Consider the following 12,130-nt stretch of genomic DNA (forward strand, 5'->3'; position numbering starts at 1 on the left):
GGCCCATGAACGAGCACCCCCTGTACCTCGACGGCAACGCCCTGGCCGGCCCGCTCGGGGAGATCTTCACGATCGACCCGACCACGGCTTGGCGCCTGTGCCCGTCCTGTCGCCTCCCGGCGACCGTGGCCCAGTTGCACGTCTACGGGCCCGAGCCGGGGTTGACCGCCCGGTGCCCCGGCTGCGCGGCCGTCGCCCTGCGCGTCGTCACCCAGCCCGAGTACCTGTGGCTTCAACTGGGCAGCGGAGCGGGGGCCTTCCGCTTCGGCCTTCCGCACGCCGCACCGTGAGCAGCGGAGCGACCGCAGGCTGATTCCCCGGACCGGTCTCCCCGTCAGGCGTCCTTCAGGTGGGTGCCCTTGGTCTCGCGCATGAGGGAGCACGCGATGCCCGTGAACGCGCACAGCAGCATGACGTGGAAGCCGGAGAGCCCGGCCTGGCTGAGGTTGACGAACAACTGGTGGTGAGCGCGCCCGAATCCGCCCCCGACGCCTTCCGCCCGGCCGCGGGTCACGTCGCCGCCGTGGGGCCGGGGGCCTCCAGCAGTCGGGCGGCGACCTTCTTCGCGGTCTCCTTGGCGGATCCGGGGTTCTGGCCGGTGACGAGGTTGCCGTCCACCACGGCGTAGGGGACGAACGGCAGCCTGGCCTTCTCGTACAGGGCGCCGCGCTTCTTCATCTCCTCCTCCGGGTTGTAGGGCACGAACTCGGCGACCCGTGCCAGGACCTCCTCGCGCCAGCTGAATCCGGTGACCTTGCGACCGGCGACCAGGTGGGTGCCGTCGGAGAGCTTGGTGTTCAGCAGCCCGCAGTAGCCGTGGCAGACCGAGGAGACGACCCCTCCCCGCTCGAAGATCTCCCGGGTGATCCGCTGAAGGCCCTCGTTGTCGCGGAAGTCGTACATGACGGCGTGCCCGCCGGTGAAGTAGATCGCGTCGAAGTCCGACGCGTCGATCTCCTCGGGGCCGGCCGTGCGCTCCAGCAGCGCCATTCGCGCCGGGTCGGTGTACCAGGCCCTCGCGGTCCGGTCGAGGTTCGGGAACTTCAGTGACCGCGGTTCCAGGGGCACCGCACCGCCTGCGGGGCTGACGAGCGTCTGCTCGAATCCGTGCCGCTCGAAGACGTGCCAGGCGTGGGTGAGTTCGGACAGCCACAGTCCGGTGGGATGGGACGGGTCGTCGTAGTGGGCGACGTTGGTCACGACGTTCAGGACGCGCTTGGTCATGGGTCGGCTCCTCGGGTCTCGTTCCGGACGGCCCCGGAGAGGGCCGGGGTGATTCCGCCGTGGTCGTCGTCCAGGCGTCAGCCGTTGACGAGGACGATCTTGCCGGTGTGCCCACCGGCCTCCATGAGGCGGTGCGCCTCGGCGGCGTCGGCGAGCGGGAGGACGCGGTCGACGACGACGCTGACGGTGCCGTCCTCGATCAGGGGCCAGACCGCTTCGTGGACCTCGGCGATGATCGCGGCCTTGTCGGCGGCGGTGCGGGTGCGCAGGGTGGTGCCGTGGACGGAGGCGCGCTTGAAGACGAGCTCGGCGAGGTTGAGCGGGGCCTCGAGGCCGTCCTGCAGGCCGATGACGACCAAGCGCCCGTCCGGGGCGAGGGAGCTGACGTTGCGCTGGAGGTACGCGCCGCCGATGACGTCGAGGATGACGTCGTAGGGGCCGTGCTCGGCGAAGTCCCCGGTGCGGTAGTCGATGGTGACGTCGGCGCCCAACTCCCGTGCGCGGGCAGCCTTCTCGGGGCTGCCGACGGTGGTGACGACGCGGGCCCCCAGGGCCTTGGCGAGCTGGATCGCGGTGGTGCCGATGCCGCCGGCGCCGCCGTGGACGAGGAGGGTCTCGCCGGGCTGGAGGCGGGCGGTCATGACGAGGTTGGACCAGGCGGTGGCGACCGCCTCGGGCAGGGCCGCCGCCTCGACCAGGCTGACGCCCTTGGGGACGGGGAGGAGCTGGCCCGCGGGGACGGCGACCTTCTGGGCGTAGCCGCCGCCGCTGAGCAGCGCGCAGACCTCGTCGCCGACCTGCCGGTCGGTGACGCCCTCGCCGATCGCGCTGATGCGCCCGGAGACTTCGAGGCCGGGGAGGGGAGAGGTGCCGGGGGCGAGGGGGTACAAACCCCAGCGCTGCATGATGTCGGCCCGGTTGAGGGCGGTGGCGGCCACGTCGATGACGACTTCGCCCGCGGCGGGGGTCGGGTCCTCGACGTCGGTCCACTCCAGGACCTCGGGGCCGCCGAACTCCTTGATCGTGATTGCCTTCATGGTGCAAGTCCGTTCGCGTGGGCGAGCTAATGTTTGCACTGCATACATTAGTGCCATCGAGTGTGCAGTGTCAACATTGGCTCTTGTCGAGCAATGCTCGACGGGCCTATGGTCGACGCCATGGCCGCCATGGCCGCCATGGCTGCATCGGCGCGGCCGACGCTCCCTGCGGGCTGCTGCTGCGCGCGGGGGTGCCGGGGGAAGGGCCTTCGGCCGAGCGGGTGCGCGCGCTCGGCGGCAGCCTGGAACAGGTGGTCCGGGTCGGGGATCGACCACCCGGACGAGGTCGCCCGCCCGCAGGTGACCGTCAACCACCTTGAACGGCACCGCTGTTCGACAATTCGCTGCGCCCGACCGAGGGAGTGCCCCGTTGCCCCTGATCTGTCTGGTCCGCCATGGCCAGGCGTCCGCCGGTGCCGAGGACCACGACGTCCTGTCCGGGCTCGGTTGCGCCCAGGCCGCTGCCGTCGGACACGAACTCGCCCGGCGCGGTCTGCGTGACCCGCTCGTCGTGTCGGGCACCCTGACCCGCCAGCGCGACACCGCTCGGCTGCTCGCCGAGGCCGCCGACTTCACCCGGCCCGTCCGTGAGGACGCGCGCTGGAACGAGTACGACCACGACGCACTGCTGGCCCACTGTGCCGAACCGCTGCGGGGTGCCGCCTCCGTCCGGGAGTCGATCGATCACGCGCTGTCGGCGTGGATGGCGGACGGCACCGCGGCGGGCGGCGGGTCGTGGGCCGATTTCGCGCGGGCGGCGGCAGACGCGCTCGCCGAGTTGGCTGACTTGCTCGGCCGGGGTCGCGACGCGGTGGTGGTCACCTCGGCCGGCCCGGTCTCCGCGCTCTGCGGCGCGCTGCTGTCACTTCCGCCGGCCGGGGTCGTCGCGCTGCACCGCGTGACCGTCAGCGCCTTCGTCAGCACCCTGGTGGTGGGCGCCTCGGGGGCCGGCCTCCTGACGTTCAACGAGCACGGCCACTTCAGCGGCGAGCAGAGCCGTCTGCGCAGTTACCGCTGAAGCGGCCGCACCGCGCCCGGGCCCCGGGCGCAGGTGCGGCCGGCTAGGCGGTGACCTGCTCCGCCGGCGCGGACTCCGGTCGGGACGTCGTCGGCGCCACGGTGAGCAGCGCCTCGACCGCGGCGTCGACCTCGGCCGAGACCGTCTCGGGGGAGGAGGCGTCGAGCTTTCCGTCCAGGTACAGGAAGGCCAGGCCGTGGACGAAGGCCCACACCGCGGTGGACAGGGCCTCCGGGTCGGAGTCGGGGAAGACGCCGTGGACGATGGCGCGCACGTACTCCCGCATGGCGGCGGTCGCCGCGGCCCGCTCCTCGTTCGTCGGGTCGCAGGGCTCGGCGAACATCACCCGGAACATCGCCGGGCGGTCCAGCGCGAATCGGACGTAGGCGACGGCGACCGCCGACAGGTCCGCGGGCGTGCGCGGCGCGGGATGCGCTGCTGCCAGGTGCCCGGCGAGCTCGATGTAGCCCTCGGCGGCGACCGCGGACACGAGCGCGTCCCGGTCCGCGTAGTGGCGGTAGGGAGCGGTCGCCGAGACCCCCGCCCGGCGTGCCACCGCCCGCAGGGACAGGCCCGCGCTGCCGTCCTCCTCCAGGAGCTCCCGGGCGGCGCGCACGCATGCGGCGCGCAGATCGCCATGGTGGTACGAGGCGTGTGCTTGTGTCATGGGTCACCCTCTCCAATGTTTGCACCGCCCACATTGCTGCCCTAATGTGAGCGATGTACACATCTTAGTCGATGAAAGAGGAAGAATCGCATGGTCGGCGAACTGTTCACGCCGCTGCATCTCGGCTCCGGCGCGGTGCTGGCTAACCGGATCGCCAAGGCGGCCATGGAGGAGAACATGGCCGGCGCCGGCCAGCTCCCGGACGAGCAGCTGATCGGGCTGTACCGGCGGTGGGCCGCGGGCGGCACCGGACTGCTGATCACCGGCAACGTCATGGTCCACGCGGAGGCGTTGACCGGTCCCGGGGGCATCGTCCTGGACGAGGTCGCGCCCCTGCAGCCGTTCGTCGACTGGGCCAAGGCCGGCAAGTCCGCCGGTGGGGCGATCTGGATGCAGATCAACCACCCCGGCCGCCAGGTCGCCTCCGACATGCCCGGCGTCGTCTGGGGGCCCTCCGACCGCGGCGTCGACCTGGGCAGGCACAGCGGCCGCTTCGGCCGCCCCACCGCCATGACGCCCCAACAGATCGACGCCACCGTACGGCGCTTCGCCGTCACCGCCGCACGCGCCGAACAGGCCGGCTTCGACGGGGTGGAGATCCACGCGGCACACGGTTACCTGCTGTCGCAGTTCCTCTCGCCGCTCGTCAACACGCGCACCGACGCCTGGGGCGGGCCCCTGGAGAACCGCGCCAGGATGCTGCTGGACACCGTCCGCGCCGTCCGTGACGCGGTCGCGCCGTCCTTCGCCGTCGCCGTGAAGATCAACTCGGCCGACTTCCAGCGCGGTGGCTTCGACATCGACGACGCGCGCCAGGTGATCGAATGGCTGGCGCCGCTCGGCATCGACCTGGTCGAACTCTCCGGCGGCAGCTACGAGAGCCCCGCGATGACCGGCCGCGCCGCGGACACCCGCACCCAGGCCCGTGAGGCGTACTTCCTGGAACTGGCCAAGGACCTGGTCGCCACCAGCCCCGTCCCGCTGATGCTCACCGGCGGCATCACCCGACGCGCCACCGCCGAGCAGGTGCTGGCCGACGGCGTCGCCGTCGTCGGCATGGGCACCGCCCTCGCCGTCACCCCGGATCTCCCCAACCGCTGGGTGAACGGCCGCGAAGCCGACCGGCAGATGCGCCCCGTCACCTGGAAGGACAAGCCCCTCGCCTCCGCCGCCAGCATGGCGCAGGTCCGCCGCCAGCTGCGCCGCATCGCCCGTGGTGCCGAACCCAAGCCCGGCACCCACCCCGCCGTCGCCCTGATCGCGGAGCAGCGCCAGCAGCGACGGGCGCTGCGGCGCTACCGCGCCTGGCTGCCCGAGCGGCGGAAGGCCGTCGTGGGGAACCGGCCCCGGTAGCCCCGTCACCGTGTACGAGTAGCTCCGGACCGAAACGGACGAGGCCCCTGCGCGGTCCGGAAGCTCCGCGGGGCGGTGGTCACCCACAGCTGCGGGAGTGGGAGCGGGAGCCTCCGTACTCCGGCGCCGGAGCGGTTCGGGCCGTGCAGTGACCTCCGGTTTGGTGAGAATGCGTTGGAGGTGGGTATCGGCGGTCCGCTTCGGGACGACCAGCCGGTCGGCGATCTCGCGGTTGGACGGTCCCCGTGCGACCGAGGACGCCACCTCGGGTCGCGCGGGGTGAGGCCTGTCGCCCTCGCGTCGTTCGCTCGGATGGCGGGCTCGCCCAGCGACCGGGACGGTTCGTCGGTGTCGGCGCGAACGGCTCGGAGAACCTCGTCGCCGACGCTGTTGACCGAAGGCGAGCCCCATGCTCAACCACCCCGTATGTGTGCTCGCTCGTTCCGGGCCGTGGCAACCCACCGCAGGGCAGGGAACGGCGGGGCACCGCCTGACTGGCACCGCTGTACTCCGCGAAGAACGATCCCGCACCATCAGCCGTGCGGAGGTGGCAGTGGTCCCGAACGTGACAGCCAGAGGCGACGAGGCAGGAGGTCGGTGACCCGACGGGGCGTCAGCCGAGGATCTCGGCGATGCCCTTCTGGTAGGAGGTGACGGTGAAGTCGGGAAACCGCGCCGTGAACTTCGAGGTGTCGAAAATGTTGTCACCGAGGTAGCGGGGCAGCAGCTCTTGGACCTCTCCGAGCCGGCCGACGAAAATCCCGCCGATCCGGAAGAAGGCCAACGGCAGCACTGTGTACCGAATGCTGCGGCCGGTCACCTGTTCGGCCACCCGAATCATCTCGGCGTAGGTGGGGCGGCGCGGGTCGACGGGCAGGTGCCAGGTCTGGCCGTAGGTGTCCGGCGAGTTTCCGATCAGGGCCATGGCGCGTCCGGCGTCCGGCGTCCAGATGAGGGAGCGGGCGGTCTTCGCACTGAGGGGAACGAGTGGCCGCCTGTTCACCTTGATGCGGTCGAAAACCAGCGAGTTGGTCAGGCTCTTGGTCCTTCCCGGACCGTAGAACTCCGGAGCCCGACAGATGACGGCGTCGACGGATCCCGCCTTCATCGCATCCAGCAGCATCGTTGCGATCTGCGCGCGCACTCGGCCCTTCCGCCCGTTCGGCGCGTAACCGGTCGACTCGGTCTGTCGGGTGGTTGTCCCCGGGTACATGTACGTGTTGTCGAAGAACACGAGCTTGGTGCCGCACCGCGCACAGGCGTCGATGACGTTGCGCATCATGACGGGGAACTGCCGCTCCCACAGCTGCGAGTCCATGGGCAGTCCCGCGGTGAGGTACGCGATCTCACTGCCCTCGACGGCCTGCTGGGTGGCGGCAGGGTCCGTCAGGTCGGCCTTGACGAGCTGATCGGTATCGTAGATCTTCGCGGGGTGGCGGCTGACGAGGCGGATGTCGTGCGTGAAACTGCGGTACAGCTCGCGGGTCAGTTCCTCGCCGATGGGTCCGTTGGCGCCCAGGACGGTTTGCATGGGACGGGCCACCCCTTTCTCGGCGGTGCACGAATTGCGTCCGACGGTCGAACGGCACATGGGGAAGTCGGTGTACTTCACATGCCCTGTGCTCGACGTGACGGCAGAGCCGTTCAGGCCAGGAGCGCTGATCGGAAGCATCGACCGAGCCCCACGCCGCACCGTAGGCGTTGTCGACCGGCCAAGCCTCCAGGCGCGCCGCAGACCGCCGTCCACAACGGTCGCAGGAACTCGTGCGTGGTGCTCGAGTGGTACCGCTGGCCCGGCGCGACATCGATGATCTCCTCGAACGAATTCCGGCGCACCCCACCGCTCCCTTCCTTGCTTGAGTGAAACGCACCGGTTCGAGTGGGGACTCGATTCCCCGACCGGGCGTTTCACCCCGGATTCCGATGGTCAGGTTCCGCGCCGGATAGGGGTTGATTCGCCGGTGGGTCGACGGGTCATGAGGCTGATCACGGCGACGTGGACCATGGCTTCGAGCGGGCCGGGAGGGCTCCGTGGTCGCGGGCGAGACGGCGGTGGTTCATGAGCCGGCCGAAGGTGCGTTCGACGATCCAGCGGCGGGGCCGGACGACGGATCCCCTGGTGGCGGGGTCCCGGCGGACGGTCTCGACGTCGATGCCGAGGATGGCGCCGTGTTCGACGACGGCGTCCTTGTCGCCCATGTCCGTCCAGGCCTTGCGGACGGCGGGGTGCTCGGTGGCGACCGCGGTCAGCCTGCCATCGGGCGAAGTGGGCGCAGACGGTTTCCCAGGGCGGGTGGTCGTGCGGGAGGTAACGCCAGGGATGCCGGTGCGGTCGACGTAGGGGATCGCGTCCAGCAGGTCGCGCAACTCGCGCTCGGGTGGCCGGCCGAACGTGAGGGCCCGCTCGGTGCGGGCCCGGTGCCAGGCGGTGGGGGTGGGTTCGACCCGGGGTCGGGCCCGTGCCGTCCGACCGTACAGCGGCCGACCGGCGTGCCGACGCGGCCGGGCCCCGGCCGCGTTGCGCGGTCGGGGCCGGGATTTTCGAAGATCAGCCGCAGTGGGTCCAGCCGGAGTACCAGCGGACGCCCCCCGCTTCGCCGCCCCACGAGATGCACGTGCCCTTGGCGCTCAGGGTCACCGGGCCGGCGTAGTACAGGTAGTAGCCCGCGTCCGGAGCGTCCTTCAGGTCGCTCTGCCGCTCGATGTTCACCCTCAGGTCGTACCGGGTGGTCCCGTTCGGGCTGCGCTTCCAGGTGACGGCGCAGTTGCTGGAGCCGTTGTAGAACAGGTAGACGTCGGCAACCGTGCCGATGGGGTGCTGGTCGATCAGGTAGTACCCGCTGCCGACGCTGTTGCAGGCTCCGCTGGGCGTCGACGCCGCCTGCGCCGGAGCAGCCGCGAACAGCATTCCCGTCGTCATGCCCAGCAAGCTGAGGGCGAGCGCCGCTATCCGCTTCGACTTGCGCATGTCTCTCCGTTCGAACATCCGTACCGGCAGGTGCCGCACGCACGATAGCAGCGACCAAGATCACCCGGCTACGCCCACCCAGCCCGACCTGCCGAACCTCCCGTTCTCCAACGCCTTTTCCACACAGTCACTTGATGCTCAGTCATCACAACCTGACGATCGGTCACCGATGTGCGGCTCCTCGATGAGGTCGCGGTACGTTCGAAAGACCTGCGCGGGCGTGTCGTCGTCGTGCAGGAGGCCGAAGTGCGGGAACAGTCCCTCGGCGTGGCTCCCGGCGTCCCGTGGGGCGAAGGGCGAGCAGCCGTCGATGTTCAGCTCGCCGGCCAGGGCGGCCACCGTCCGAACGACGGTGTCGAGCACGGCGGCCTGCCGCTGCTCGCTGCGGCCCGGGCCGACGTGGTCCACGCTCCGCCGGAAGCGGCCGTCGGCCAGCGCGCCGAGGCCGGTCCAGAAGGCGTCTGCCGGGTGGACGGCCGGCACGACGTTGAAGCCCACCGCCCCCCGGTACCCGAGCGCCCGGGCCTCCTCCTCGGCGGCGATGACTCCCTGTACGAGTGCGTTCAGGGAGAGCAACCGGGCCGTCTGGTGAGGCAGAAGCCGACGAGATGACCACGATCATCGGCCCCGGCGGTATGCTCCACCTGGGCGTCTCGCCCGGGCGCACGATTCGGACCCGTGGAGCACCAGCAAGGCCGAGAAGTACTTCCCGTTCCCCACCAACCTTGTCGAGGCGCAACGCGCGCTGGAGACGGCCACGGCCCGGCGCATCGAGTTCCTGGCGGCCGCGCCGCAGTGGGTCGAACCGCAGTCGGACATCAAGGCCAAGGATGGCGCCGTGACGCCGGGCGGCACCGAGTGGAGCGAGGAGACGGAGCAGGCCGCTGTCCACGCAGCGTGGGGGCACCCGTTCCGGATGAAGCTGCAAGGCGCTGGCCGCGTCGCCCGTACCCGGCTCAAGCACCTGCCCGCCGCGTGGTCACCAGTCAACGACGAGACAGAGGAGGGCTAACCCTCTGCCCGTCCGGGCAGGGCGAGGGCCCAACGGCGTGCTCAAGCCGGGAGAGTCCGGCCTGCTGGGGCGGTGCCACCAGCGGGCCGGCTCATCAGTTGCCCCGCTCCGGCTCGGAGTCGGCGTCGTCGAGGTATGTCTCTTCGATCGCGCCGACAGCGAGCCGTGCAACGACAGTGGCGATGATCTTCTGGGTCATCTGCCAGGCCGTCGTGGGGAGGTTGTGCGGGTGCTGATCCTTCTCCGAGGACACGAGTGCTCCATGGACCAATGCCAGAGCCGCTGGCGACGGTGGACGGGACTTTCCCCGTCCCCCCGTGTCCCTTGTCGTCGCCGACCCCTGTTCTCGCATCGAAAGTACTGAACTTGATTGAGTGATATCGGTGCCGTTCGCCTGACAACCGGCCATCGGCACCGATAGTCCTGGGGCGTGAGGTACGCGCAGGGCGGCGGGCTGACCGACGCCGAGAGAACCACGCGGGAGCGGTTCCGGCTCCAGGCCGTGGAACGCTTCCAAGCCGGAGAGGGGAATGTGGAGGTCGCAGCCGCCCTGCGAGTGAGCGAACGCTCCGTCGAGCGGTGGCGCCGGGCCTGGCGCAAGAGCGGCGAGGCAGGGGTCCTGTCGAAGGAGTCGCCCGGAAGACCTTGGCTCAGTGAAGCCCAGATCACCAGGCTGGAGCGGGAGTTGGAACGAGGTCCGCTGGCCCACGGCTGGGCGGACCAGCGGTGGACGCTGGCACGGATCAAGACCCTGATCGGTCGGCTCTTCCATGTCGCCTACACGGTCGAGGGGACCTGGCGGTTGCTGAAGCGGCATGGCTGGAGCTGGCAGCAGCCCGCTCGGCGGGCGATCGAGCGCGACGACGAGGCTGTCGAGGTGTGGAAGAAGGAGACCTGGCCGCGGGTAAGAGCATCGCGGCGGAGCGCGGGGCCTGGATCGTCTTCGAGGACGAGGCCGGGCAGTCGATGACTCCGCCGCGTGCAAGGACCTGGGGCCGGATCGATCGGACCCCGGTCGTACGGGTGAGGGCCGGCGCTCCGGGTGGGTGTCGATGGCGGGCATGGCCTGCTACAAGCCCGGCGAGCGGTCCCCACACGAGGCCCAGCTCCTTCTCACCTCCGAACGCAGCGTCGGCGGCAAGGTGCGCCACATGGCGTGGGGGATCGAGTGGCACTTTGGAGTGCGCAAGACAGCTCGCGAGTCGGCCTCATGGAGGAACTGGCTGGGAAGTTACAACTGGCCGGTCGACGACCCGGAGACCTACTTCAGCGACGACGGCGGCCCGTTCCGGCCGACCGGGCATTCGACGACCTTGATCGAGGACCAGACAGGCACCACCCGGGTAGTGCTGGCTGCGGTGGTCGTCCGGAATGACGCCTCGTTCTTCGCCGAGATCCACACATTCCGCGACGGCGAGTGAGCCTTGGAGTGGCAGAGCGGTTGCTCGCCCTGGAGCGTCCCGGACCTGCCCTGGGCCCGGCAGATCGTGGACGGCCCCGCTGAGTCGGTAATGGCCCGCCTGCCGGGCGTCCCGCGGCCGGGTAGGCGGGTCCGTATTGCTCCCGGGACGACCAGCAGGCCCGTGCCTTCCGATCCGTCCCGCCTTCCGATCGAGGCTCAGCCCCCCTCCGCGAGGAAACCGGGAGCTGACCGCCCTGCCAGCCGGGTCGGGTCGGCCTTTCCTCCCCGGCACTGATGTGCTGTGAGTGGGCGTTGCCGAGCACTTCGTTCGTCGGTTGTGGATTCTGACAGGCCCGGTCTTGGCCAGACTGGTGCGGCCGGTGTGGCCATGTGCGGCCGGTGTGCGGCCGGACGCCTCTGGATGGGGTAGCACGGGGTGGCATAGGCCAAGAAGGGGCGCCTGTTCTGATCAGGCAAAACGGCATCACGTAGCACGAGGCGGGACCAGCCGTCACGAACGCTCGTGGTCTCGTAATGCGTAGGTCGAGAGTGGCCCTGAGCACTGACGGAACAGGGCAGTGGGCAGAGTCAGATGCAGTTGGGTGGTGGCCATGACCATGGAGCACCCCGCGAGCGCGGGGCTGGGCCGCGGTTCAGTGTGGTCGCCGATGGGATCCCGGAGCAACCCCCGCGAGCGCGGGGCCGAGTGCTGGAGCGGAGGGTGCTGGGCCCAGGCGGCAGAGCAACCCCTGCGAGCGCGGGGCCGAGCGCTCCGTCGCCGCGCTTGTACCGGCCCTGGCCGAGCAACCCCCGCGAGCGCGGGGCCGAGGCCGAGAAGGCCCTGCGCGACGTCGCCGACGAGGAGCAACCCCCGCGAGCGCGGGGCCGAGAACGGGTGGAGGCCGAGGTGTTCCACACGCCGGGAGCAACCCCCGCGAGCGCGGGGCCGAGGTACCGGCCGAACCGCCGAACGCGGCCCGCATGGAGCAACCCCCGCGAGCGCGGGGCCGAGGGTCAGCCCCTTCGGCGGGTAGCCGCGAGCGCGGAGCAACCCCCGCGAGCGCGGGGCCGAGTCGGTCGTCGGGCCCGCCTCGATCGCGTCGTCGGAGCAACCCCCGCGAGCGCGGGGCCGAGCGGGACACCGACTGCGTGGTCTGCAAGACGGAGGAGCAACCCCCGCGAGCGCGGGGCCGAGCGCAAGCAGCGGGCCGCCAAAAAGGGAATCGAGGAGCAACCCCCGCGAGCGCGGGGCCGAGACCACCCTCTTGGTGGACTTCTTGGCCGGGGCCGAGCAACCCCCGCGAGCGCGGGGCCGAGCGCTCCTTGGCCGCCGCCTTCTCACCAGCCGACGAGCAACCCCCGCGAGCGCGGGGCCGAGACCACCCTCTTGGTGGACTTCTTGGCCGGGGCCGAGCAACCCCCGCGAGCGCGGGGCCGAGCGCTCCTACG

The 12,130-nt window shown here is 70.8% G+C and carries 13 protein-coding genes, 1 pseudogene and 1 CRISPR repeat array; of the genes and pseudogenes, 5 read left to right on the top strand and 9 right to left on the bottom strand.

Features of this window, described 5'->3' with window-relative positions; translation table 11 throughout:
• Nucleotides 1-5 precede the first annotated feature (5 nt).
• Complete coding sequence (locus ACFY00_RS23760) at nt 6-290, top strand: DUF6510 family protein (RefSeq protein WP_388033540.1); 285 nt, start codon at nt 6-8, stop codon at nt 288-290.
• A gap of 44 nt (nt 291-334) precedes the next feature.
• Here ACFY00_RS23760 and ACFY00_RS23765 read toward each other — a convergent pair whose 3' ends face one another.
• The 3 genes from ACFY00_RS23765 to ACFY00_RS23775 form a co-directional block, all read right to left on the bottom strand.
• A complete protein-coding gene (locus ACFY00_RS23765; protein WP_388033541.1) occupies nt 335-457 on the bottom strand; it encodes a hypothetical protein in 123 nt (40 codons plus the stop codon).
• A gap of 53 nt (nt 458-510) precedes the next feature.
• A complete protein-coding gene (locus ACFY00_RS23770; protein WP_388033542.1) occupies nt 511-1,224 on the bottom strand; it encodes a type 1 glutamine amidotransferase domain-containing protein in 714 nt (237 codons plus the stop codon).
• Between the two features lie 77 nt (nt 1,225-1,301).
• A complete protein-coding gene (locus ACFY00_RS23775; protein ID WP_388033543.1) occupies nt 1,302-2,261 on the bottom strand; it encodes an NAD(P)H-quinone oxidoreductase in 960 nt (319 codons plus the stop codon).
• A gap of 316 nt (nt 2,262-2,577) precedes the next feature.
• On the opposite strand from ACFY00_RS23775, the gene ACFY00_RS23780 reads away from it, so the two are divergent.
• Nucleotides 2,578-3,279 carry a histidine phosphatase family protein gene (locus tag ACFY00_RS23780; RefSeq protein ID WP_388033544.1) on the top strand — a complete coding sequence of 234 codons (702 nt, stop codon included), beginning with the start codon at nt 2,578-2,580 and terminating at the stop codon, nt 3,277-3,279.
• Nucleotides 3,280-3,322: 43 nt separating this feature from the next.
• On the opposite strand, the gene ACFY00_RS23785 is transcribed toward ACFY00_RS23780, so the two are convergent.
• Nucleotides 3,323-3,946, bottom strand: coding sequence for a TetR/AcrR family transcriptional regulator (locus ACFY00_RS23785; protein ID WP_388033545.1), 624 nt, complete (start codon nt 3,944-3,946; stop codon nt 3,323-3,325).
• Nucleotides 3,947-4,036: 90 nt separating this feature from the next.
• On the opposite strand from ACFY00_RS23785, the gene ACFY00_RS23790 reads away from it, so the two are divergent.
• Complete coding sequence (locus ACFY00_RS23790) at nt 4,037-5,299, top strand: NADH:flavin oxidoreductase/NADH oxidase family protein (protein ID WP_388033546.1); 1,263 nt, start codon at nt 4,037-4,039, stop codon at nt 5,297-5,299.
• Between the two features lie 613 nt (nt 5,300-5,912).
• Here ACFY00_RS23790 and ACFY00_RS23795 read toward each other — a convergent pair.
• The 5 genes and pseudogenes from ACFY00_RS23795 to ACFY00_RS23815 form a co-directional block, all read right to left on the bottom strand.
• Complete coding sequence (locus ACFY00_RS23795) at nt 5,913-6,830, bottom strand: NAD-dependent epimerase/dehydratase family protein (RefSeq protein WP_388033597.1); 918 nt, start codon at nt 6,828-6,830, stop codon at nt 5,913-5,915.
• A 396-nt stretch (nt 6,831-7,226) separates the two neighbouring features.
• Nucleotides 7,227-7,777: pseudogene (locus tag ACFY00_RS23800) on the bottom strand (transposase).
• A 70-nt stretch (nt 7,778-7,847) separates the two neighbouring features.
• On the bottom strand, nt 7,848-8,267 hold the full coding sequence (locus ACFY00_RS23805; RefSeq protein ID WP_388033547.1) for a hypothetical protein: 420 nt from the start codon (nt 8,265-8,267) through the stop codon (nt 7,848-7,850).
• Between the two features lie 138 nt (nt 8,268-8,405).
• On the bottom strand, nt 8,406-8,843 hold the full coding sequence (locus ACFY00_RS23810; RefSeq protein WP_388033548.1) for a hypothetical protein: 438 nt from the start codon (nt 8,841-8,843) through the stop codon (nt 8,406-8,408).
• A 530-nt stretch (nt 8,844-9,373) separates the two neighbouring features.
• Nucleotides 9,374-9,532, bottom strand: a complete 159-nt coding sequence (locus tag ACFY00_RS23815; protein WP_388033549.1) for a hypothetical protein — start codon at nt 9,530-9,532, stop codon at nt 9,374-9,376.
• Nucleotides 9,533-9,709: 177 nt separating this feature from the next.
• On the opposite strand from ACFY00_RS23815, the gene ACFY00_RS23820 reads away from it, so the two are divergent.
• Both ACFY00_RS23820 and ACFY00_RS23825 read left to right on the top strand, forming a co-directional pair.
• The gene (locus tag ACFY00_RS23820) at nt 9,710-10,249 is read left to right on the top strand and encodes a winged helix-turn-helix domain-containing protein (protein ID WP_388033550.1); all 540 of its coding nucleotides are present in this window, start codon (nt 9,710-9,712) and stop codon (nt 10,247-10,249) included.
• A 91-nt stretch (nt 10,250-10,340) separates the two neighbouring features.
• On the top strand, nt 10,341-10,700 hold the full coding sequence (locus tag ACFY00_RS23825) for a hypothetical protein (protein ID WP_388033551.1): 360 nt from the start codon (nt 10,341-10,343) through the stop codon (nt 10,698-10,700).
• Nucleotides 10,701-11,299: 599 nt separating this feature from the next.
• Nucleotides 11,300-12,120: a CRISPR direct-repeat array (repeat unit 28 nt; unit sequence GAGCAACCCCCGCGAGCGCGGGGCCGAG).
• Nucleotides 12,121-12,130: the final 10 nt, after the last annotated feature.

The sequence above is a fragment of the Kitasatospora sp. NPDC001540 genome, assembly GCF_042894345.1.
Lineage (GTDB): Bacteria > Actinomycetota > Actinomycetes > Streptomycetales > Streptomycetaceae > Kitasatospora > Kitasatospora phosalacinea_C.